We start from the raw sequence: 23,799 nt of genomic DNA on the forward strand, positions 1-23,799 counted from the left end.
TACTATGGACACTTTGCTCTCTATACTCGGATTTGCTGCGGTTCTAGCGGTCTGTCTCTATCATCGTACCTCCCTAGCGAAATCGGTAACCGCGTTGACAGTCACTCTGGCCATACTCTCTGCCTTCAGTGCTGCGGGATCACTGAGCTGGATTCTTTTTATTGCCGCCACAGCAGTGGTTGCTATTCCCTCAGTACGTCAATCTTTGATCAGTAAAAAGGCGCTGACTTTGTTCAAAAAAGTCTTGCCTGCGATGTCACAAACAGAAAAAGAAGCACTCGATGCCGGTACCGTATGGTGGGAAGCTGAATTGTTCAAAGGCAAGCCAGACTGGAAAAAACTGCATGACATCCAATCACCTACATTAACTGCTGAAGAACAGGCTTTCTTAGATGGCCCTGTGAACGAAGTGTGCGCTATGGTGAATGATTACCAAGTCACGCATGAACTGGCTGATCTACCACCAGAAGTCTGGCAATACCTCAAAGACAACAAATTCTTTGCCATGATCATCAAGAAAAAATACGGTGGCTTAGAGTTTTCTGCCTATGCACAGTCTCTTGTTCTTCAGAAGTTGACAGGTGTCTCTGGCGTCCTTTCTTCTACAGTTGGCGTCCCAAACTCACTGGGCCCAGGTGAACTTCTACAGCATTATGGTACGACTGAGCAAAAAGACTACTACCTACCGCGCCTTGCAGAAGGTAAGGAAATTCCGTGTTTTGCTCTAACTAGCCCAGAAGCTGGCTCTGACGCGGGTTCTATCCCTGACTTTGGCGTGGTATGTAAAGGTAAGTGGGAAGGCAAAGACGTACTTGGTATGCGCCTGACTTGGAACAAACGCTATATTACCTTGGCTCCAGTGGCGACTGTACTAGGCTTAGCTTTTAAACTGCGTGACCCAGAAGGTCTATTAGGAGAGCAAGAAGATTTAGGTATTACTTGTGCTCTTATTCCAACTCACCTCAAAGGTGTTGAGATTGGTAACCGTCATTTCCCACTCAACGTACCATTCCAGAATGGTCCGACTCGTGGTGAAGATCTATTTGTACCTCTCGATTTTATCATCGGCGGTCCGAAGATGGCAGGTCAAGGCTGGCGTATGCTGGTTGAATGTCTATCCGTTGGGCGTGGTATCACACTGCCTTCTAACTCTACTGGTGGCATTAAAACGGCAGCACTAGCCACAGGGGCTTATGCACGTATTCGTCGCCAGTTCAAACAACCCATCGGCCAGATGGAAGGGGTCGAAGAGCCATTAGCGCGTCTAGGCGGTAACGCTTACGTGATGGACGCAGCCAGTAACCTGACTGTCGCCGGTATTGATTTGGGTGAGAAGCCTTCGGTTATCTCAGCAATCGTAAAGTACCACTGTACTCATCGTGGCCAACAAAGCATTATTGATGCAATGGATATCGTCGGTGGCAAAGGTATCTGCTTGGGGCCTTCTAACTTCCTGGCTCGCGGTTATCAAGGCGCACCAATCGCGGTAACCGTTGAGGGTGCGAACATCCTAACTCGTTCTATGATCATTTACGGTCAAGGTGCTATTCGCTGCCATCCTTATGTTCTAGAAGAGATGAACGCCGCTTACTCGGATTCTTCTGATGCCCTAGAGAAATTTGATTCAGCCCTTGCAGGTCATGTGAGCTTCACCATGAGCAACCTGGTACGCAGCTTCTGGCTTGGACTAACTGACGGCCGATTCTCTTCAGCACCAGTAAAAGACTCAACCACTCGCTACTATCAGCAGCTCAACCGCTACAGTGCAAACATTGCTTTCTTATCAGATATTTCAATGGCTGTTCTTGGTGGTTCATTGAAGCGTAAAGAGCGTTTATCAGCCCGTTTAGGGGATATTTTAAGCCAACTTTACCTTAGCTCAGCAACTTTGAAGCGCTTTGAGAATGATGGTCGTATTGCTGCTGATCTTCCATTGGTGCACTGGGGACTTCAAGACAGTTTGAAACAGACCGAAGAAGCGATTGACGAGTTCTTAGCGAACTTCCCTAATAAATGGTTGGGTAAAGCCTTACGTGTCATGATCCTACCATTTGGTCGTGTACGCAAAGCGCCAAACGACAAAATTGACAGCCAAGTAGCTCAGATCCTACAGACACCGTCTGCAACCCGAGATCGTTTAGGCCGCAACCAGTATTTCCAAGCCAGTGAATTTAATCCTGCCGGTAAGATTGAAGAAGCGCTGCACATTATTCTTGAAGCAGAGCCTGTCTTCACTAAAGTGTGCAAAGCCATCAACGAACGCCGTCCATTCCTTAGTTTGGATTTAATCGCAGATATCGGTTTGGAAAAGGGAATTATCGACTCAGCCGAAGCACAATTATTGCGTAATGCAGAAGAACATCGCCTGTACGTGATTAATGTGGATGATTTTGACCCAAAGGACTTAGCTGCCAAACCACTGGAGCTAACCCCTCAGATGGATGAAGTGGCTTAATCTACATCAACGCAAAAGGGCTGCAATGCAGCCCTTTTTTGTACTTTCAGTTTCCTAAATGTGCTACTTCTTGGGCATCTCTAACTGCATCTCTGGCATCATTTCTTTCTTAGCTCTGAGCTTACGCATCACAAACCAAACAACTAAGCCAAGAATAATCATCACGATATTACCCACTCCGATGATGATGTAGGTGCGCATGCGTTTCTCTTCTCTCATCTGGATCAAGCGCATTTCTTCCATCAATTTCAACTGCTGCATACGTTCCTCTTCCTGTAAACGACGAGTTTCGGAAAAGTCGACTTCTTCCAATACACTGTAAGTGTGCTCTTGAACCGGAAAAGCGAGTGGGCGCCCCGACCCCATTTCTGTAGCAAAAACTTGCCCCATCCAAGCATAGTTACCAATTTCGCCATTGTATGGGATCTTTAGTTCAACTTTTTCTGACGTTTCCGCTGCACTTTCAGCCACCGTCACTTCACTATTATCCGGTGATTTGTGCACAATTTGCGCCGCCAAACTCCCCGGTTCAACCATACCTTGCTCACCAGAGACGACAACCTTGTGTTCCACACCTTCTTCTCGACTTTGAATAAAGGTCGCTTGGATAGGCATTGGGTATACCAAAACCTCTTGCTCTTGCGCACGGAGGAAGACCCCATTGCCCGACGTAATACGAACACGGTATTTACCCGGCTCTGGGGAAATATTCAGTGATACCGTAAATACACCGTCTCCTGCCACTTCATCTAAACCACGGCCATCATCGGCAAACTCACCGATAGTGTAAGGGATCGGTTTTGCCTCTTTAATCAATTCCTCTTCATTTTCAACGTATTTGGTGAAGGTCACCATTAAATTGACGCGCTCTAAGAAGTCTCTCAATACCAAAGGTTTGCCATCAGAGGTGAGCCTTGCTGTAAACTTTATCTGTTCATTCTGGAACAAGCGCGCTGGCATCTGTTCGGTGGACAGTTCAAGGTGAGAAATAAGGATTATCTTGTTCTTGGGTGTCACTTTACCGATAGCCTGCCAAGGGCCAGGCATGGGATTATCTATCGATATGATGTCCATTGTTGGTTCTTGGTACCAACGAACGTTATCTGGGCTACGCCAAGCGTAGTACTTTTTTCCGTCAGGGCGGACCAATACTACCGGCCTTGAGCGTTCAGCGCGATAGATCACAAAGGTAATTTGTTTGATGGTGGGATCAACTCGAAAACGATTGTCGAGTAGTGACATTGAGGATTCTTCCGCAAAACCAAAGGTACTGACTAACAAGCCCAACAGGGCAAACCAAATCCTCAACATTCCTTCTCCTACTGACGCCAGAGACAGCTTCCGCTTTTCTCCACCAAGTCCAATCTATTTTGATGTGCTTCTAATTCATCGGCTGTTGCACGGATAACCTTTAATGATTTTCGTCCACCAGCCACACGTTTTATTGACTCGCCTCCCACATTGCCCTCTGCGTTGCCAGGGTTAAATTGTAATGAGGTCTGGCCACCTGTCATCAATAGATAGACGTCAGCCAAGATCTCCGCATCGAGCAAAGCTCCATGAAGCGTACGGTGAGAGTTATCTATACCATAGCGGTCACACAACACATCGAGGTTGTTACGTTTACCAGGGAAGATCTTCTTCGCCATGGCAAGGGTATCCGTGACCTTACAGTAGTCTTCCGTTTTGCCAATACTTGGGTCCAACATACTGAACTCATGATCCATAAAGCCAGTATCGAAGGGCGCGTTGTGGGCAACAAGCTCGGCACCTTTAATAAACTCAAGAAACTCGCTATGTACATCCTGATATTCAGGTTTATCGACAAGAAACTCGTCAGTAATACCATGGACTTCCACTGCGTCTGGCTGAATTTCGCGATCAGGCTTGATGTAAACATGAAAGTGACGCCCCGTTAATTTACGGTTGATAATTTCAACAGCACCGATTTCAATAATACGGTGTCCCTGATAATGAGGACCGCCTTCACGGTTCATACCTGTGGTTTCGGTATCGAGTACCACGATGCGGTTGTGGTTAGAATTGTTGCTGGTATTCATAACAAATTGTGTGTCAGACTATGCCAATAATATGCTTAACCCAATAGTATCAAATCATGACGAAACAGGTGGAAATTTTCACAGATGGTTCTTGTTTAGGTAATCCGGGGCCAGGTGGTTACGGTATCGTTTTACGCTATAAGCAGGTCGAAAAAACACTGGCTAAAGGCTACACCCTAACCACCAACAATCGCATGGAAATGATGGCAACCATAGTCGCACTACAAACACTGAAAGAACCGTGCGAAGTCATACTCACCACTGACAGCCAGTACGTTCGCCAAGGTATTACACAGTGGATTCACAATTGGAAAAAACGTGATTGGAAGACGGCTGATAAAAAGCCGGTTAAAAACGCCGATTTATGGAAAGCGCTTGATGCCGAAACCGCACGCCACACCATTGACTGGCGCTGGGTCAAAGGTCACGCAGGGCATAGAGAAAATGAAATGTGTGATGAATTAGCTAGAGCCGCTGCCGAAAACCCAACAGAAGAAGATACAGGTTACCAACCTAACTAGTGCGACTTTACTTTGCTCGACACCTTGTAATTGACGCCAATCGGCGTCAATTTTCGTTTTAGCTTCCAATGTGGCTTGATCGGTTTAAGTGGGTAAGTGCGTTTGCGAGCAACAATAAAATATAGGCTACCCATAGGAGATGCCCAATCGCCTAAACTGTTTTCCAGCCAAGTCCACATGGTGCGGTATTTCTGCATTGGAAACAGGGCATAGCTGTCACACTCAATCACCTGATAATTCAAAACACTCAGCCAGTCACGAATACGATTTGGAGTAAACATGCGTCCACTCCATGGCAAGTTGTTCTTGCGCCATGGCATCAAGCTCGACAAGCCCGTTAAGCTGATCGGATTAAAGCCAGTAATGATCAAATACCCATCATCGATCATCACACGATCGACTTCTCTCAACATTCGATGCGGGTCATTGCAGTAATCAAGCTGATGCGCCATCACAATCACGTCAAAGCTTTTTTCAAGAAATGGTAAGTTGTAGCCATCAGCAATCACGTTATGCAAAGGGTTCTGGATATCAAGGTTAACTTGGTGTTGAATATTACAATTAAAGCTGGTTAACTCGCAGCTCAGCCCTCCCAGCTTAAGCATATGATAGCCAAATAGTTTTGGGCACCATTCATCAACACGAGTTTGTATTGATTCACTGACCCACAGGCCATTCTTAAGCTGAGACCATGAATGAGGCTTTTCGAGCTTCTTATTACTGCGTGCTGGCTTCATAATTAACCTGCTTCACTCTTGGTAACCGGAGAGACAACTATGTTAGATATCAAAAGCATACCTGCATTTAATGATAATTACATCTGGCTGATTCAAAATAGCGATCAGCGTTGTGCTGTTGTCGATCCTGGGGACGCGACTCCCGTACTTGAGTACCTTAAACAGCACGAGTTAAGCTTAGAGGCGATCCTAATTACTCACCACCATAATGATCATATCGGTGGTGTCCCAGAGTTAGTCAGGCAATTTCCCGGTATCGACGTAGTGGGCCCAGCCAATGAACCTGTTCCAACCTTGACGCATGCTGTCGAGGCCGGTGAACAAATTGAGCTATTTGGCGAAATCTTTTTTGTTTTAGGATTAGAAGGCCATACCTGCGGACACATCGGCTATGTCGGTGATGGAAAACTGTTCTGCGGCGATGTTCTTTTCTCAGCAGGCTGTGGTCGGGTATTCGAAGGTACCATGGAGCAAATGCATGCCTCACTAAATAAACTGGTTGCTCTACCCGAAGAGACCGAGGTTTACTGTGCTCATGAGTACACCGCTAGCAACGTCGCCTTTGCTTTAGCCGTTGAGCCCGATAACGAGCTACTTCAGCAATACCGTGATGAAGTGAACCGCCTCAGAGCGCAAAATCAACCGACCTTACCCACCACTATTCGCAAAGAGAAATGGATCAACCCATTCCTAAGAACAGAGAAACAAAGCATCATACGCTCGGTGGCCAACCGGACCCAACAAACGGACTCACTCTCCATTTTTACGGCATTACGTGAGTGGAAGAACGAATTTTAACGTTTTGCAACTTGTCACCTCCATATTTAGACAAGTATTATCAGCAGCCAAATAAAAAAAGGGCTGTACAATGCGAGTAAAACACAGCTGGGTATTAGCACTACTACTAACAGGATGTCAGCTTACCCAGCAGACAGAGAGCGGTAAATCCGCCTCTACAGAGACCAATACCCCACCAGCAGTAGCGTCAAGCAAACCTGCTGCTCAACCTTCAGAATCGGCTATCCCCTCTAAGCCCATCGTGACGCCCCAGTCTCAGGAAGACGTCTGGCAGCGTATCGCAATGCAGCTCGAGTTTCCGATCCCTGATGACAAAATGGTCGATTATTACCGCACTTGGTATCTAAAGCACCCCAACCACCTCAAAACCGTTTCTGAGCGTGCCCAGCCGTTCCTCTATCTCATCACCGAAAAAATTGAGCAACGCGATCTGCCTTTAGAGTTAGCGCTTTTACCTATCGTTGAAAGTTCCTTTGATGCTTTTGCCTACTCCCATGGTAGTGCAGCCGGTTTATGGCAATTTGTTCCGGGGACGGGTAAATACTACGGACTTAAACAAAACTTCTGGTATGACGGCCGCCGCGATGTCGCTGCATCGACTGACGCTGCGCTCGCTTATCTAGTGGCACTAAATAAGCGATTCAAAGGAGACTGGACCCATGCCATTGCGGCTTACAACAGTGGAGGAGGACGAGTCTCCAGTGCGATCAGAAAAAATACTAGGCTAGGCAAGCCTACGGATTTTTTCTCTCTTGATCTGCCGAAAGAAACCAGTGGTTATGTGCCCAAATTACTTGCATTGGCAGATATCATCGCGAATCAGGACAAGTACGGCATTGATATCCCGCCAATTGCCAACAAACCAGTTGTTGACTTGGTTGACCCCAAAGAACAACTTGATCTGGCCATTGCAGCAAACTACGCAGGCATGACTGTCAAACAACTGCAAAGCCTCAATCCAGCCTACAACCAGTGGGCAACGGCACCAGACGGCCCACACCAGATCTTACTACCAATTGAAAAAATTGCTGCCTTTAAAACTAAAGTTGCTCAAAACCGCGGTAAAGGAATGAAGGTCGTTCGCTATAAAGTGAAATCCGGCGACAGTTTGAGTGTACTTGCCACTCGATACAAAACTACCACTAAGGTCATCCAAAAAGCGAATAACCTTAACGGGCACAATATCCGTGTTGGACAGCACCTGATAATCCCGACCTCTACGAAAGATGAACGTGCCTATACGCTCAGTGCAACCAACCGGCTGGCTAAAACTCAGGCTAAATCACGCGGTCAATACAAGCTCACTCATACTGTGCGATCAGGGGATAGCTTGTGGAGTATTGCGCGCGCGAACAAAGTTTCCCATCAGTCTCTCGCTAAATGGAATGGTATGGGACCAAGAGACACTTTACGCGTTGGGCAAAAGTTGGTTATTTGGAAAAACAGCTCAGACGGCGCGATCATCCGCACCGTTTTTTATAGTGTGAAGTCTGGTGACACCATCAGCGGTATTGCCAACAAATTTAAAGTTAAATCCAATGATATAGTGAAATGGAACGGGCTCAGCAAAAAGAAATACCTGCAGCCGGGACAAAAGCTCAAACTCTATGTCGATGTCACTAAGGTGAGTGTATGACGCCATCCTCGAACCCTTTAATTATGCTGGTGGATATCTTTCGTTCACCTAGCGCGTGTTTTCTTGCACTTTATCAGCGTGGCGCTTGGGGCTGGCAAACATACGTTGTTCTTATGTTAACCCCATTTCTTTTTTGGGGCGCTTACTTCGACATCGTTGATTTCGAATGGCTAAAACAGGGACTCTCTGCTCAATTGGCTCAGACAAACCCAAAACAACTTGAGTTACTGGATGCCAACACCCTGATGGCCAGTGAGATCATCAGTGACGTTGTAGGGCGAACTCTGACCATTGTGATGTTGGCCTTCTGGTTCAATCTTGCAACCAAACCAAGCCAGCACCAACATGGATTCTGGCGTTGGTTTGCCGCGAGTACCGTCGTGGTTTTTCCCGCTATTATTGGTGATTTGGCAAGTTATGTGAGCTTGCTACTCAAACACGGTCAAGTGATGGTCTACGCCGCAGATTTAAATAGCCTCAATGGTTTGTTAAAACTGCCTCTAACCAATCAATGGTCTCAGTTTGCTAGCTCCTTCCCACTACTTCTACCATGGTACATTGCCTTAGGTTACGCTGCGGTGGGGACTTGGACTGAATTTGAACGCGGTCAGGCACTTGTCATTTCAGCATTGCCTTGGGTAGCATACTATTTCATTTGGGCGCTATATATCGCCATCAGTTAACTGAAATGTCACTTCAATCGGATTATGGTCAGAGGCGTCGGATTCCGGCGCCTCTGCTTTTATTAGCGTCAAACCTCGATAAAAGACATGGTCCAGCGGTAAACCAGTCATAAATTGGGTGCGATTGTCTGGCTCATAGCTGGCTTCTTCCATTTCGAGAGCATCCAGCACTTGCTTCATCACTTTCAAGCGCTGCTCACTCCAACTATTAAAATCACCGCCAATCACAATGGGACCAGTATGCTGGGTTAACTCAGTGACCAATGTTCCTAGCTGATTCTGATATTCTTTTGTACCATAGGTAAAGTTAACGGCATGAATGTTCACTACTGCGAGCAGCTGTCCGTTTGACAAGGGGTAGGTAGCGTAAATCGCCGACTTAGGTAAGCGAAGCCATGGCTCCAACTCTGTATAAGCACATGCTTTTAGTGGCGGGTGAGCCGAGAGATTGAGTACCCCTGCGCTGTACTTAAACGCTTTGAATGCATCAACCTGATTACCATACCACCCTGACTCTTGTATCCAGCCTTTGAGCTCTGGGCTCATACTGGCTTCTTGAAGCAATACCAACTGTTTATCTTGCGTGTATTGAGTGAGTTCTTGGCGCCAATGACTGCGGTTTTGTTTGTATATATTCCATACCAACACCTTTAACTGACGGTCTTTATCAATGTAATCGGTATGTGTGCTATTAAAGCATTGCAATGAAAGAGCGTTATCTTGTGAAGAAATAGTAGAAAGCTGAGGTATATCCGGCAGGGAAAACACTACTTGAAACCCAAACACGACCATGGCCAACACAATGAGCGGGCTCAGCAATACAAGCTTTTTTTTCATTTACATCACCACAAATAAAAAAGAGCCTCACGGCTCTTTCGATAAAACAAATTAAATCGCGTCTTCGTCTTCTTCACCAGTCCGAATGCGAACAATTCGCTCAATGTCTGTAATGAAGATTTTACCATCACCTATTTTCCCGGTGTGAGCCGTATCAACAATAGTATCAACACATTGCTCGGCAACGTCATCAGTCACCACAATCTCAAGTTTCACTTTTGGCAGGAAATCCACCATATATTCTGCACCACGGTACAACTCCGTGTGACCTTTTTGACGACCAAAACCTTTGACTTCCGATACTGTCATACCCGTGATGCCTACTTCCGCCAGCGCTTCACGTACATCATCTAGCTTAAATGGCTTAATAATGGCTTCGATTTTTTTCATGTTCATCCCTTAAACTTCAGCAATTTTTCTTATTATCCCATGATAAACAAGTAATAAAAAGCCCGAGCGTTTGATGCTCGGGCTATTTATCTGGAATTTACAATTACTTCAAACTTGCATAATAAGCGGCTAAGTTAGCAATATCTGCATCGCTCAGCATGGACGCTTGCGCTTGCATCACTGCAGCCAGTCCACCAGTTCTCTCTTTGTTTTTATACGCATTAATTGAGGACACGATATACTGCTCATTTTGTCCTTTCAGGTTTGGGTAACCAGGGATCACAGCAATGCCATCAGCACCATGGCAAGCTGCGCACACGGCCGCTTTTGCTTGTCCAGCAGCGACATCACCGGCCGCCATCACTTGCCCTGCCAGTAAACTCATTCCAATGGCTATTCCAGTCACGATTCTTTTCATTGCTCTTCCTTATAATTCCACTTTAGTTGTGCGTTTTTATGTATACAATTTTGACACAACTGGTGTTGACTTGTCCCAGACAAGTTCACAATCTTGACCTGCAAAGCGATGATCAACAAACAAATCTGCGACGGCGACGACATGCTCCCCACTCATAATAATGGGTAAGCGACGCCTCAACCAACTAGGCACACCATACTCCTGAAACAACTTTTTCAACTTTCGACTGTGGTTACGCCCAACAGGACGAGCATTCAAACCTTGAGGTTCAAACGTGATCTGCAACGATTCGTCTTGAAGTGCACTCAGAGAAAGTTTACCACGCGTACTAGGACATAAGATTAGCGTTCCCAGATCATCGGGCAAAGAAACAGATGTATTGAGAGAAATGCCTTGCTGCCATCCAGATAGCTCTTGCCATTGCTTCACAACATATAACCTCTGTTCAAAACGACGAATCTGACCATCGCTCAACACTAGAATTGGATTCGCATCTTGACGGCACAGTGCTACCTCTAACCAGATTTTGTTTAATTGTTCTCGGCTCGGCATACGCACTTCATGTTTAGACAACCACATTCGAACAATTCGACTGCGCATTAGAGGACTCATTTCAGATAACGCTTGAATGTATAAACTCCCATCCTGATGGGTTATATACTCAACCCGCTCACCAAGTAATTCATCCAGTAGTTGCTCCTGCTCAGAACAAAGTTCAGCACTGCGTTGCACAGATTGGGGAAAATGAGGCCATCGTTCAGTCATAACTGGAGAGACTTGATGACGGATGAAATTGCGGTCAAATCGAGTATCCTGATTGCTCTCATCCTCAACCCAACTCAGTTTATGCTCAGTAGCAAAAGCCTCGATTTCGGACCGGCGAACAGAGAGAAGCGGACGAAGAAGTTCTCCCTCAGCAAAAGGCATCACTTGTGCCATTGCCGAAAGTCCTCTCGGCCCACTACCACGTTTTAAGGCAAGTAAAAAAGTCTCAAGCTGATCATCTTGATGTTGCCCCGTAAGCAATATATCCCCTTGGCCTATGTACTTGCGTAACGCCTGATATCGAGCTTCTCGCGCACTTTCTTCTATGCTTTTCCCTTGCTTTTCCAGTATTACCTTCTCAATATAAAAAGGCATCTTTTCTTCTAAGCACCATTGCTTACAACGCATCGCCCATTCATCCGCATTGGCACTCAAACCATGGTGGACATGTACAACCACACACGTTTTATTATGTTCACGGCGATACCTCGCCATTAGTGCCAATAAGGCTCGCGAATCAAGGCCACCACTAAGAGCAAGCACTAACTTACCTTTAGAATGCTGGTATTGGTCCATAAACGTAGAAAAGTGTTGATATAAATTCATAATCAAAGAAAAGCGCTGCGAATAAGGTTAGTCTATCATCCTAAATAAAAAAGGCTGAACCTGAGTTCAGCCTTTCTCTATTGGGTTGCTAAAATTAGCAGTAACCGTAACTCATCAGACGCTGATAACGGCGTTCAAGTAGCGCATCATTATCAAAGTGCTGTAGTTCATCCAACTGCTTAATGAGCGTTGCTTTCATGTTCGCCGCCATTTGGATGTGGTCACGGTGCGCACCACCTAGCGGTTCCTCGATGATTTCATCAATCAACTCAAGTTCTTTTAGTCGCGGAGCAATCAGACCCATTGCTTCTGCCGCTTGTGGCGCTTTGTCTGAATCACGCCAAAGGATTGAAGCACAACCTTCAGGTGAGATAACAGAATAAGTCGAGTATTGCAGCATGTTCACGTAGTCGCCTACGCCAATAGCTAGTGCACCACCAGAACCACCTTCGCCTACCACGTTACAAATAACAGGCACTTTTAGACCAGCCATTACTTTAAGGTTTTTCGCAATCGCTTCCGACTGACCACGTTCTTCAGCGCCAACACCTGGGTATGCACCTGCAGTATCGATGAAAGTGATGATTGGCATGTTGAAGCGCTCAGCCGTTTCCATTAAGCGCAGGGCTTTACGGTAACCTTCAGGTTTTGGCATTCCAAAATTGCGCTTTACTTTTTCTTTGGTTTCACGGCCTTTTTGATGGCCAATGATCATCACAGGACGGCCATCAAGACGAGCCATCCCCCCAACAATCGCTTTATCATCAGCATAAGCACGATCGCCCGCGAGTTCTTCAAACTCAGTGAAAACATGCTCTATATAATCCAGTGTATAAGGACGCAAAGGGTGACGAGCCATTTGAGCTGTTTCCCATGCGCCTAAGTCACTGAAGGTTTTCTTTTTCAGTTCCAAGCTTTTCTTTTCTAGCTGTTCGATCTCTTTCTCCAGATCAACGCCAGAATCACCACCGTGACGAGAAACTCCACGAAGTGCTTCGATCTTAGCTTCAAGTTCTGCAATAGGCTTTTCAAATTCTAAAAAGTTCAGGCTCATCTATAGATCCTTTGTGATTCGGCATTCGACTGCCGAACTTAGTTAAACTCGAGTTCTACTTGGCTCTTACCAAGCAGCTGTTTCAAATTGTCTATTAATTCGTCGCTAGGCGTCACACGCCATTCCGTACCTAACGTTAAGCGCGCTCGTGCATCACTTCGCTGGTAGTATATGTGGACAGGAACACTTCCTGCTTTGTAAGGCTCTAGTATCTTACTAAAGCGCTCAAAAAATTGTTCGTCGATTTGAGATTCTTCAATCGATACTGATAAGCCACGTGCGTATTTTTCACGTGCTGTACCGAGATCCATAACCTCGCGCGCGGACATTTTAAGACCACCATTGAAATCATCAAAGCTGACCTGTCCAGAAACGACCAAAATTTTGTCTTGTTCGAGCAGCTCAGCATACCTTTCAAGTGCGTCAGAGAACAACATCACTTCCATACGTCCGCTGCGATCGTCGAGTGTCATGATACCAATACGCGTTCCACGCTTGGTCGTCATCACTCGCGCAGCAATCACCAGACCAGCAATAGTCACACTTTGATCGCGCCTTGTCGGTGTCGCGTCTTTTAATCGACAACTGGTGTACTTAACCAGTTCCTTTATATAGGAATTTATTGGGTGTCCAGTCAAATATAAGCCAAGTGTATCACGTTCTCCTTCCAGCCAAACTTTTTCTGGCCACGCGGGAACCTTGGTGTATTTATGCTCAACTTCTTCTGGCGCTTCCGTCAAGACACCAAACAAATCACTTTGACCAAACGCCTCCGCTTGGTGATATTGACTGGCCGCTTTAACGGCATCGTCAAGAGATGCCATCATCGCTGCACGATGTGGGCCTAATCGATCAAGGGCGCCAGCGTAAATCAATTTTTCGATCACACGTTTGTTGACTTTTTTGAGATCAATTCGCGCACAGAAATCAAACAAGTCTTTAAAGTAACCATCTTTGTTACGGGCTTCTAGAATCGCTTCAATTGGACCTTCTCCGACCCCTTTGATAGCCCCGATACCGTAAACAATTGCGCCATTTTCATCGACATTAAATCGATAAAGGCCCGCATTAATGTCCGGTGGTAACACTTTCAGCTTCATGCGGAAACATTCATCCACCAAACCGACCACTTTTTCGGTGTTGTCCATATCAGCCGTCATAACGGCTGCCATAAACTCCGCAGGGTAATGTGTCTTAAGCCATAATGTTTGATATGACACCAAAGCGTAAGCGGCTGAGTGAGATTTGTTAAAGCCGTAACCAGCAAACTTCTCCACCAAATCGAAGATTTTCATCGCCAATTCGCCATCGACGCCGTTGTTCACCGCACCTTCTTTAAATACAGCACGCTGCTTGGCCATTTCTTCAGGTTTTTTCTTACCCATCGCTCGGCGCAGCATGTCCGCACCACCTAGCGTATAGCCAGCGAGGATCTGAGCAATCTGCATCACCTGTTCTTGATACAAGATGATGCCGTAGGTGGGATCTAACGTATCTTTGAGGGATTCATGTTGCCAAGTTTCATCGGGGTAAGAAATCGCTTCGCGGCCGTGCTTACGGTCGATGAAGTTATCAACCATGCCCGACTGAAGCGGCCCCGGTCGGAACAATGCCACCAGTGCGATGATGTCTTCAAAACAGTCTGGTTGCAGGCGCTTGATCAGTTCCTTCATCCCACGAGATTCCAGCTGGAACACCGCAGTGGTCTCTGAGTTTTGCAAAAGGCGGAAAGATGCAGCGTCATCGAGAGGAATAGATTCAATCCGAACAGGCGCTTGGCCTTGTTTCTCAAGACGCGGGTTGATCAAGCCAAGAGCCCAGTCGATGATGGTAAGAGTGCGAAGACCAAGAAAGTCAAACTTAACCAAACCAGCAGTTTCAACGTCATTTTTATCAAATTGGGTGACAGGAAAGTGCCCTTCCGCATCGGCATAAATCGGCGCAAAGTCAGTGATAGTAGTTGGCGAGATAACCACGCCACCTGCGTGCTTACCCGCATTACGTGTACATCCTTCAAGAATGCGACACATATCGATAAGCTCTTTGACTTCTTCATCAGCTTCGTAAAGTTCCGCCAATGCCGGCTCTGCTTTAAACGCCTTTTCTAATGTCATTCCCGGATCAGGTGGAACCAGCTTTGAAATACGGTCAACAAAACCAAACGGGTGGCCGAGAACTCGGCCAACATCACGAATAACCGCTTTCGCCGCCATCGTACCAAAAGTAATTATCTGTGAAACGGCATCACGCCCATACATTTCAGCGACGTGATCGATCACCTGATCGCGTTTATCCATACAAAAGTCGACGTCGAAATCGGGCATGGAAACACGTTCTGGGTTAAGAAAACGTTCGAAAAGAAGGTCATATTCTAGAGGGTCAAGATCGGTGATCTTAAGAGCATAGGCAACCAATGAACCCGCACCCGAACCACGCCCCGGACCAACGGGAATGTCATTATCTTTAGACCACTGAATAAACTCCATTACGATCAGGAAGTAACCTGGGAACCCCATATTATTGATGACTTCCAGCTCAACCTTAAGGCGTTCATCGTACTCAGGGCGACGTTCGGCTCTCACTTGTGGATCTGGGAATAAAAACTCAAGACGTTCTTCAAGGCCCTCTTGTGACTTTTTGATCAAAAACTCGGTTTCTTCCATTCCCTCTGTCGGAAACGCTGGCAAGAAATACTCACCGAGTCGAACGGTCACATTACAACGCTTAGCAATTTCAACACTGTTCTCGAGTGCTTCAGGAATATCTGCGAATAATTCACACATTTCTTGTTCACTGCGAAGATATTGCTGAGCACTGTAGTTTTTCGGCCTGCGTGGATCTTCTAATGTATAACCATCATGAATCGCCACTCGAATTTCATGCGCATCAAAGGTCGATTCATCAAGAATCACGACATCATTGGTGGCCACGACAGGTAGCTGCGCTTGTTCTGCAAAATCTAAAGCAAAATGTAGATAGGTCTCTTCATCTGCGCGCCCCGTTCGCGTCAGTTCAAGGAAAAAGCGATCAGCAAAATACTGATGGTAGAACTTAGCACAGCTATGAGCCATGGTCTGATTACCTTTCAGCAGTGCTTTACCTATCTCACCATTTTTACCCCCAGATAAAACAATCAACCCTGCGGATAGCTCGGCCAGCCATTGCTTATCAATCACAGGTTGATGCTGAACATGACCACGTAAGTAAGCTTTAGAAATCAACAAGGTCAGGTTTTTATACCCTTCATTGTCAGCTGCCAAGACAGTCAGCTTGGTCAGCTCATCGCCAAATTCCGCAGATTGCATTGCGAAGTCAGCACCAATAATCGGCTTTACCCCGCAACTATGAGCAGTACCATAAAACTTCACTAGCCCACATAAGTTGGTGAAATCGGTCAGGGCCATGGCCGGCATTCCCATTTCCGCCACTTTCTTAACCAAAGGAGGCACTTTAGATAGGCCGTCAACCATGGAAAAGTCACTGTGAACTTTTAAGTGAATAAATTTAGGATCTGACATGAATGCTTCCGCAATTGTGGATAATTGGAGAGATAATGGGGTATTTTACGTGATATAAAAACTTAGATATACCCCAGACACTAAGGGTTTCTAATCTATACCCAATGCCGTTTTCACTGGCTTAAAGCTTTTACGATGCTGGTCAATCACACCATATTGCTCAATCGCTTCAAAATGCGCTTTGGTCGGATAACCTTTATGCTTAGCGAAGCCAAATTCTGGATGCAATTTGTCTAGGTCTTCCATTTCCTGATCGCGTACCACCTTGGCAATGATCGAAGCGGCGCTAATTTCAGCTACACGCATATCCCCTTTCACCACCGCAATCGCGTCCATAGGCAAATTAGGCACCCGGTTACCATCGATAAGAGCGAGGTCAGGCGTTACATTCAGCCCTTCAATTGCTCTCTGCATTGCGACCATCGTCGCTTGTAGAATGTTGAGCTGATCGATTTCACTTGGAGAGCAACGACCGACCGCCCAAGCGAGTGCTTTTTCTTTGATTTCGGGTAACAGAGCTAAGCGCTTTTTTTCCGTCAACTTTTTCGAATCATTCAATCCCTCAATCGGGTTCAAAGGATCCAAGATAACCGCGGCGGTCACGACATCTCCCACTAGAGGCCCACGACCAACTTCATCTACACCTGCAATAAATCGATACCCAGGAGGGCACTCAAATGGCGGTAACTCTTTCTTTTCTTTTGTCATTAGGACTACTTACCTATTAGTTTCAATACGGCGCTAGCGGCTTGCGCATCGGCACCTTTACGAATCCAATGATGCATCTCGGTAAATTTCTCGATCATACACTCACCTTGATTACCTAACAGTTTTTCAACTTCTGATGCTAGGTTTTCCGGCGTACATTCTTCTTGTAGCAGCTCTTTGACTAACAGCTCATCAGCAAGAATATTCGGTAACGACACATATTGAGTTTTGAGCATTCTACGTGCTAAAAAAGCGGTAAATGCATTGACACGGTAACCAACCACCATGGGGCGTTTGATCAACATACACTCAAGCGCAACCGTCCCTGAAGCTAGCATCACTGCGTCAGAGGCCGTTATCACGTTACGAGCGGTATCATTGACCAATCTAAAATCCAGCTCAGGAGCGAAAGTTTGCCATGCTTGTTCAAATTGTTCTCGACGCTTTTCATTGACCAAAGCAACGACAAAGCCCAACTCAGGGTGCTTCAGATGTAGCCGCTTGCAAGCTTCGATGAAAGGCTCAGCCAACATATTCAGTTCACTACCACGGCTACCCGGCAACACCGCCAACCACTTTTTATCTTGTTCAAGTCCAAGCAACTCCCGCGCAGGTACTTTGGGAGACTCTAATGGAATCGCGTCAGCCAAAGTGTGACCGATAAATTCACAAGGCACTTGGTATTTATCATAAAACGCTTTTTCAAATGGCAGAAAAGCCAACACCAAATTGGTGGCCGCTTCAATCTTAAAAATGCGTTTCTGACGCCAAGCCCATACTGACGGGCTGACATAATGCACGGTTGTAATGCCTGCATTTTTAAGGTCAAGTTCTAGTCGTAAATTGAAATCTGGTGCATCAATACCGATAAACACATCCGGTGGGTTTTCGGTGAAATAACGAACCAACTCGGCTTTGACTTTCAATAAGCGAGGGAGTCTACCTAAGACTTCCACAAGCCCCATTACCGCCAGCTCTTCCATATCGAACAAAGACTCACAACCTTGCGCGATCATCTTAGGCCCACCAATACCAACAAAATCTGCATCAGGATATTGCTGTTTAACGGCTTTGATAAAGCCTTCGCCTAACGTATCTCCAGAGAGCTCCCCTGCAATGATTCCGACTCGAAGTGGCTTATTATTGTCCATATCCCTAACCTCAAAAACACAAAAAGACCGCAACCAAAGGCTGCGATCTTTTGACTGAATTCAGTGACACCTAGCGAATAACACCACGCTCTGAACTTTCAACAAAGTCGATAAAGTGCTGGATAGATGGCCATTGCTGTGCCATTTCCAACAATACTTCTTTCGCTTCAGCTTGAGTTTTACCCGCACGATAAAACTCTTTATAAGCGTTACGCAAAGCACGCAATTCACTTTTTTCGAAGCCATTACGCTGTAAACCAACTAAGTTCAAGCCAAACGGCGTAGCATGGTTACCTTGTGCCAATACGTAAGGCGGAACATCTTTGACTACTGCAGAACAGCCACCAATGTAGCTATAAGCACCGACTTTACAGAATGGATGGATAGCCGAAAGCGCCATGACACCCGCGTGATCTTCCACAGTCACGTGACCACCTAAGATGGCGTTGTTACCAACATGGGTATGGTTGCCGACTATCACATCATGAGCAATGTGTGCATTCACACACAGAAGATTATCATCGCCAATCACAGTGGTGGCTTTATCTTGCACCGTTCCACGATGGATCTGAACCGCTTCACGAATCACATTGCGATCGCCTATCAACACCGTGGTGTCTTCACCGCCATATTTCTTATCTTGGTTTTCTTCACCAATTACGGCGTGTGGAAAGATACGGTTGTCTTTGCCAATCGTAGTATGACCTTTGATCACCACATGCGACATGACCTCTGTGCCTTCACCTATCTCAATCTTTCCAGAAATGTAGGTAAACGGCCCCACAGTCACGTTGGCAGCGATTTGCACATCACCTTCAATGACAGCGGAAGGATGGACTTGAGCTGTTTCATGAATCATATTAAAACTCTCGACGAGCACACTTAAGTTCTGCTGAACATACAACGTCACCGTCTACTTTTGCTACACCATTAAATGCAGCAATGCCACGGCGCTCTTTAATGAATTCTACTTCAATAACGAGTTGATCGCCTGGTGTCACTGGTTTGCGGAATTTTGCGCCATCCACGCTCGCGAAGTAATACAGTTCATTTTCAGAAGGTGCACCAAACGATTTGAACGCCAGTAACCCCGTCGCTTGTGCCATCGCCTCAAGGATCAAGACACCAGGGAATACCGGAAGTTGAGGGAAATGACCTGTAAACTGAGGCTCATTCACTGAAACGTTTTTGATCGCAGTTAGGTATTTTTCTTCTTGGAAATCAATCACACGATCAATCAACAAAAATGGATAGCGATGCGGTAACAGCTCTTGGATTTCAGTGATGTTCATCGTTTTGTTTTCAGTAGTCAAAGTCATATTCCTATATTGAATGCTAAATTAACTGGCAGGCATTATACCCAAGTCCTCTCAATATGCTAAGCACGCTAGCGGGCGTTGTTCTATTGAGTCCACGGAATGAGTCAGAAAAAAAGACCCGCACATCGCGAGTCTTTTTAATAAAAGTTGGGTTATTCGTTGTCTTCCTGCGCTAACTGTTTCTCAATTGCTTTGAGGCGTTTGTTCATCTCATCAATTCGATGAACACGCGCGGCAGTTTTACGCCATTCTTTATTCGGTTGTAGCGGAATACCTGAAGAATACATGCCTTTTTCTTCAATGCTTCGCATCACCATTCCCATTCCGGTAATGGTCACACCATCGGCAATCTCGATATGGCCATTGATGACAGTCGCTCCACCAATAATGCAATATTTCCCAATCTTAGTACTGCCTGCAACTACTGTACCACCAGCCATAGCTGAACCATATCCGATGTGTACGTTGTGAGCGATCTGTATTTGGTTATCAATGATAACATTATCTTCAATGACGGTATCATCCAAGGCTCCGCGATCGATCGTGGTACAAGCGCCAATCTCAACACGATTACCAATTCTAACCGTACCAAGTTGTGGAATCTTGATCCATTCACCTTTTTCGTTGGCATAGCCAAAACCATCAGAACCAATCACGGTATTCGATTGAATTAAGCAATCACAACCAATAATAACTTCATGATAAATACTCACATTTGACCAAAGCTTAGTATTGGTGCCAATTTGGGCATTTTTACCAATGAAACAGCCGGCACCAATCACCACGTTATCGGCTAGCTGCACACCAGATTCAATCACAGCATTAGCACCAACAGAGACATTCACACCAATTACTGCATCATCAGCAATTACTGCAGAAGGCGATATCCCCTCTGCAGGTGCAGGAGTAACATCTAATGCTTGAGTCACTTTCGCAAAAGCAACATATGGATCATCGACAACCAAAACGTTACCCGAGCATAACTCACGTTGAGCTTCTTTCACCATTACCACCGTAGCCATACAATCAGCTAGGTGCTTGGCGTATTTAGGATTAGACAAAAAAGTGACATGACCTTTCTGAGCCTTATCCATCGGAGCGACCATAGTGACCTCAGCTTGTGCGTCACCATGCAGTTCACCCCCGGTAATGTTTGCCAAATCGGCTAAAGTGAGTGCTGCCATAGTCAATTACTTAAGTGCGTTAATTACTTTCTCAGAAATATTATATTCAGGTTTGCCATATTGCATGGTTTGAATATCAACAACGATATCGTAGCCTTCTTTTTCAGCCACTTTCTTTACTGCATCCTGAATCACTTTGAATAGCTTCTGTTTTTCTTCGTTCTCACGGCGTGCTGATGCCTTTTCAAGCGCCTGTGCTTTGATTTTGTATTTACTATCAAGCTGAGCAACTTCAACACGTAGTTTTTCTACTTCATCTTGGCCAAGTAGTTCACCATCACGCTGTAGCTTTTCAATTTTCGTTTTCGCTTCAGCTTGGATAGATTTTAGCTCATCAGCTTTATCTTTGAACTCTTGCTGCATTTTTTGCAGTACTACTTCACGTTGAGGAAGCGCCTGAAACACTTGTGCTGTATTAATGTAGCCAATTTTTTGTGCCGCTTCTGCTGCATTCGCGAAGAAAGAAGATGACATCACTACAAGGCTCAATCCAGCCGCTTTAATCATTTTGTTCACTGTATATTCCTCTGTATATGTTTAGAAGGTTCTGCCGATAGTGAAAGTGAAGAATTCTTCGTCATCACCTTCATAGATTTTAATTGGTTTAGCTATTGAGAAGACCAAAGGCCCCATTGGCGACATCCACTGCAAAGCAGCACCGTATGACGCTCGATAGTTGGTTGGATCTGAGTAATCATTGTAATAAGGATCATTGACCCCTTCACGATAAACAAACTCGGTATCCCACACGCTTGCAGCATCAACAAACAAACTAGTTCGAATCTGGCTGCGAGCTTCGTCTGAGGCAAATGGCGTAGGAACGATAAGCTCCATACTGGCTAACGCAACCGCATTACCACCAACAGAGTCATCTGTTGCATCGACACAACCATTGTTACCACAAGATCCTGAAGTCTTCGTATAAACCGCTTTTGGGCCCGCCGAATTAGAGCGGAAACCACGCAGTGAGGTGAAGCCCCCTGCATAGTAGTTTTCATAGAATGGGAATAAGTTATCGTTGCCATCCGTTTGACCATAGCCATTACCGTAGCCCAAACGTCCACGCATCAATAACGTAAACTCATGCTTTTTAGTGAGTGGTACATATTGACGAACGTCATACTGAACTTTGAAGTACTGGGCATCAGAGCTTGGAATCGTTGCTTTAGCAAATGCACGTTGATAGTTACCGGCCGTTGGGAAGAAACCACGGTTCAGATTATTGCGTGTCCAAGAAACATTCAAATCAAAATCGTTGGTAATAATATCCCCATTTGGCTGGCCAATACTCTGAGCAAACAATTGGGCCTGATCATAAGTTGGAACATTACCAATCTTATTGTGTGTATAGCCAATACCAAACTCTAGGCTGTTCAACTCGTCAACCGGGAAACCCCACGTCAGGCTAGTACCATAACTTTCATTGGTATAGTCAACGATCCCCGCTTCAGAAGCTTCAAACGTGTTATAGAAAATCTTACCACCTAAGCTGACACCATCAAGGTTCCAGTATGGGTCACGATAATCCAAACTGACATTCTTTTGGTAATCGTTCATCATCGCGCTAATACCAACGCGGTTGCCAGAGCCTAGGAAGTTATCTTGCTGCAAACCAACTTGGAAACTCACACCAGACTCAGTGCCGTATCCAATACCGAAGTTTACACTTCCTGAGTTAGCTTCCTTAACGTTGTATACAAGATCAACTTGGTCTTCACTGCCTGGAACACGAACAGTCTGAACATCGACGGTTTCAAAGTAACCAAGACGACTTAATCGATTCTTGCCCGTTTCAATCGATTTTGAGTTCAGCCAACTGCCTTCCATTTGACGCATTTCACGACGTAAGACTTCATCTTTAGTCGCATTGTTACCGACAAAGCGAATATCGCGGACGTAAATACGTTGGCCAGCCTCAACATTAACCACTAAAGAAACCTGCTGAGTTTCATCATCGAATTCTGGGATAGTACGAACTTGAGGATAGGCGTAACCAGCTTCACCAAGCACGCGTTTCACACTCTCTTCTAAGCTCGTCACCTGAGAACCGTTATAAACATCGCCATTTTCAAACGGTACTAAAGCCTCAAATTCAGCCTCTTTACCAATCAATTCACCGCGGAATTTTACATCCTTAACCGTGTATGGAAGGCCTTCATCAACGGCTAAGGTGATATAAACACCTTTCTTGTCTGGAGAAATCGCAACCTGTGTCGAATCAACTTTGAATTTAAGGTAGCCACGGTCTAAATAATAGGACTTGAGGGCCTCAATATCACCAGCAAGGACTTGCTTCTGGTATTTATCATCAGACAGGAAATTCCACCAAGCCACATCGACATTCAAATTAAAGCGACTCAGTAGCTCTTCATCCGTAAACACATCGTTACCGATAAAGTTAATTTGTTGAATTTTCGCCGAGACACCTTCAGAGAAAACAAACTTTAAGTCTGAACGATTACGAGGAAGAGGAGTGACAACCGCCTTTACCGTTGCGTTGTACTTACCAACGCTGTAATAGAAATCTTCGAGGCCTTTCTCAATATTCGAAAGCGTGGTGCGATCCAGAGCTTCGCCCACTCGAACACCTGACGCATCGAGGTTTTGCTGTAGCTGCTCTTCTTTAATCGCCTTATTGCCAGAAAACGAGATATTTGCAATCGTTGGTCGCTCTTTGACCTGAACCAACAGCTGATTGCCATCACGCAAAACCTTGATGTCTTCAAAGTTACCTGAAGCGTACAAAGCCTTAATAATTTCGGATACATCCTGACTATCGACCGTATCACCGATACGTACTGGCATTTTAAGCAATGCCGCACCCAGTGCAACACGCTGTAGCCCATCAATTTGAATGTCTTCAACAACAAAGTTTTCGGCACCATTTGCACTCACGCTTGTTGCCAGTAGCGTGGCAAATAGAATTTTTTTCATCGCCATGTTTGTTTTAGTTATTCCT

The 23,799-nt window shown here is 45.6% G+C and carries 21 protein-coding genes; 5 read left to right on the plus strand and 16 right to left on the minus strand.

Translation table 11 applies throughout. The annotated features are described in order from the left end of the window. Positions 1-4: 4 nt before the first annotated feature. Positions 5-2,455, plus strand: coding sequence for an acyl-CoA dehydrogenase FadE (gene fadE, locus L1D31_RS17700; RefSeq protein ID WP_239838381.1), 2,451 nt, complete (start codon positions 5-7; stop codon positions 2,453-2,455). Positions 2,456-2,518: 63 nt separating this feature from the next. On the opposite strand, the gene L1D31_RS17705 is transcribed toward fadE, so the two are convergent. Together L1D31_RS17705 and dnaQ are read right to left on the minus strand one after the other, a co-directional pair. Continuing rightward, positions 2,519-3,766: a TIGR03503 family protein gene (locus L1D31_RS17705; protein WP_239838382.1), complete on the minus strand. Its 1,248-nt coding sequence runs from the start codon at positions 3,764-3,766 to the stop codon at positions 2,519-2,521. A gap of 8 nt (positions 3,767-3,774) precedes the next feature. Continuing rightward, positions 3,775-4,515: a DNA polymerase III subunit epsilon gene (dnaQ, locus tag L1D31_RS17710; RefSeq protein WP_239838383.1), complete on the minus strand. Its 741-nt coding sequence runs from the start codon at positions 4,513-4,515 to the stop codon at positions 3,775-3,777. Between the two features lie 56 nt (positions 4,516-4,571). Between dnaQ and rnhA the strand changes: the two genes are divergently transcribed. Continuing rightward, complete coding sequence (gene rnhA / locus L1D31_RS17715; RefSeq protein WP_239838384.1) at positions 4,572-5,036, plus strand: ribonuclease HI; 465 nt, start codon at positions 4,572-4,574, stop codon at positions 5,034-5,036. Here rnhA and L1D31_RS17720 read toward each other — a convergent pair. Beyond that, complete coding sequence (locus L1D31_RS17720) at positions 5,033-5,773, minus strand: methyltransferase domain-containing protein (RefSeq protein WP_239838385.1); 741 nt, start codon at positions 5,771-5,773, stop codon at positions 5,033-5,035. The two genes, rnhA and L1D31_RS17720, sit on opposite strands and share 4 nt — an antisense overlap. 39 nt (positions 5,774-5,812) lie before the next feature. Here L1D31_RS17720 and gloB point away from each other — a divergent pair, with 39 nt between their 5' ends. From gloB to L1D31_RS17735, 3 genes are all read left to right on the plus strand, one after another. Next, on the plus strand, positions 5,813-6,571 hold the full coding sequence (gloB, locus tag L1D31_RS17725; protein WP_239838386.1) for a hydroxyacylglutathione hydrolase: 759 nt from the start codon (positions 5,813-5,815) through the stop codon (positions 6,569-6,571). Between the two features lie 70 nt (positions 6,572-6,641). After that, on the plus strand, positions 6,642-8,207 hold the full coding sequence (locus L1D31_RS17730; RefSeq protein ID WP_239838387.1) for a LysM peptidoglycan-binding domain-containing protein: 1,566 nt from the start codon (positions 6,642-6,644) through the stop codon (positions 8,205-8,207). After that, entirely contained in the window at positions 8,204-8,890 is a 687-nt protein-coding gene (locus L1D31_RS17735; protein WP_239838388.1) for a YIP1 family protein, read from the plus strand. The genes L1D31_RS17730 and L1D31_RS17735 overlap by 4 nt, the downstream gene beginning before the upstream one ends. Here L1D31_RS17735 and L1D31_RS17740 read toward each other — a convergent pair. The 13 genes from L1D31_RS17740 to bamA all read right to left on the minus strand — a co-directional run bounded on the left by L1D31_RS17740 (position 8,870) and on the right by bamA (position 23,780). Then, a complete protein-coding gene (locus L1D31_RS17740; RefSeq protein ID WP_239838389.1) occupies positions 8,870-9,727 on the minus strand; it encodes an endonuclease/exonuclease/phosphatase family protein in 858 nt (285 codons plus the stop codon). The two genes, L1D31_RS17735 and L1D31_RS17740, sit on opposite strands and share 21 nt — an antisense overlap. Positions 9,728-9,778: 51 nt before the next feature. Continuing rightward, positions 9,779-10,117, minus strand: coding sequence for a nitrogen regulatory protein P-II (glnB, locus tag L1D31_RS17745; RefSeq protein ID WP_239838390.1), 339 nt, complete (start codon positions 10,115-10,117; stop codon positions 9,779-9,781). A gap of 103 nt (positions 10,118-10,220) precedes the next feature. Then, on the minus strand, positions 10,221-10,535 hold the full coding sequence (locus L1D31_RS17750; protein ID WP_239838391.1) for a cytochrome c: 315 nt from the start codon (positions 10,533-10,535) through the stop codon (positions 10,221-10,223). Between the two features lie 36 nt (positions 10,536-10,571). Then, positions 10,572-11,906 carry a tRNA lysidine(34) synthetase TilS gene (gene tilS, locus L1D31_RS17755; RefSeq protein WP_239838392.1) on the minus strand — a complete coding sequence of 445 codons (1,335 nt, stop codon included), beginning with the start codon at positions 11,904-11,906 and terminating at the stop codon, positions 10,572-10,574. Between the two features lie 94 nt (positions 11,907-12,000). Continuing rightward, positions 12,001-12,960: an acetyl-CoA carboxylase carboxyl transferase subunit alpha gene (gene accA, locus L1D31_RS17760; RefSeq protein WP_239838393.1), complete on the minus strand. Its 960-nt coding sequence runs from the start codon at positions 12,958-12,960 to the stop codon at positions 12,001-12,003. 38 nt (positions 12,961-12,998) lie between these two features. Beyond that, positions 12,999-16,478, minus strand: a complete 3,480-nt coding sequence (dnaE, locus tag L1D31_RS17765) for a DNA polymerase III subunit alpha (RefSeq protein WP_239838394.1) — start codon at positions 16,476-16,478, stop codon at positions 12,999-13,001. A gap of 90 nt (positions 16,479-16,568) precedes the next feature. Continuing rightward, positions 16,569-17,186, minus strand: coding sequence for a ribonuclease HII (gene rnhB, locus L1D31_RS17770; protein WP_239838395.1), 618 nt, complete (start codon positions 17,184-17,186; stop codon positions 16,569-16,571). Between the two features lie 5 nt (positions 17,187-17,191). Then, positions 17,192-18,337 carry a lipid-A-disaccharide synthase gene (gene lpxB, locus L1D31_RS17775; RefSeq protein ID WP_239838396.1) on the minus strand — a complete coding sequence of 382 codons (1,146 nt, stop codon included), beginning with the start codon at positions 18,335-18,337 and terminating at the stop codon, positions 17,192-17,194. Between the two features lie 70 nt (positions 18,338-18,407). Next, positions 18,408-19,196, minus strand: a complete 789-nt coding sequence (lpxA, locus tag L1D31_RS17780; protein ID WP_239838397.1) for an acyl-ACP--UDP-N-acetylglucosamine O-acyltransferase — start codon at positions 19,194-19,196, stop codon at positions 18,408-18,410. Position 19,197: 1 nt separating this feature from the next. Next, the gene (gene fabZ / locus L1D31_RS17785) at positions 19,198-19,650 is read right to left on the minus strand and encodes a 3-hydroxyacyl-ACP dehydratase FabZ (RefSeq protein WP_239838398.1); all 453 of its coding nucleotides are present in this window, start codon (positions 19,648-19,650) and stop codon (positions 19,198-19,200) included. A gap of 158 nt (positions 19,651-19,808) precedes the next feature. Next, positions 19,809-20,840, minus strand: coding sequence for a UDP-3-O-(3-hydroxymyristoyl)glucosamine N-acyltransferase (gene lpxD / locus L1D31_RS17790; protein WP_239838399.1), 1,032 nt, complete (start codon positions 20,838-20,840; stop codon positions 19,809-19,811). A 6-nt stretch (positions 20,841-20,846) separates the two neighbouring features. Continuing rightward, a complete protein-coding gene (locus L1D31_RS17795; protein ID WP_239838454.1) occupies positions 20,847-21,347 on the minus strand; it encodes an OmpH family outer membrane protein in 501 nt (166 codons plus the stop codon). Positions 21,348-21,377: 30 nt separating this feature from the next. After that, entirely contained in the window at positions 21,378-23,780 is a 2,403-nt protein-coding gene (gene bamA, locus L1D31_RS17800) for an outer membrane protein assembly factor BamA (RefSeq protein WP_239838400.1), read from the minus strand. Positions 23,781-23,799 lie beyond the last annotated feature (19 nt).

Source organism: Vibrio sp. Isolate23 (genome assembly GCF_022398095.1).
GTDB lineage: Bacteria > Pseudomonadota > Gammaproteobacteria > Enterobacterales > Vibrionaceae > Vibrio > Vibrio coralliilyticus_A.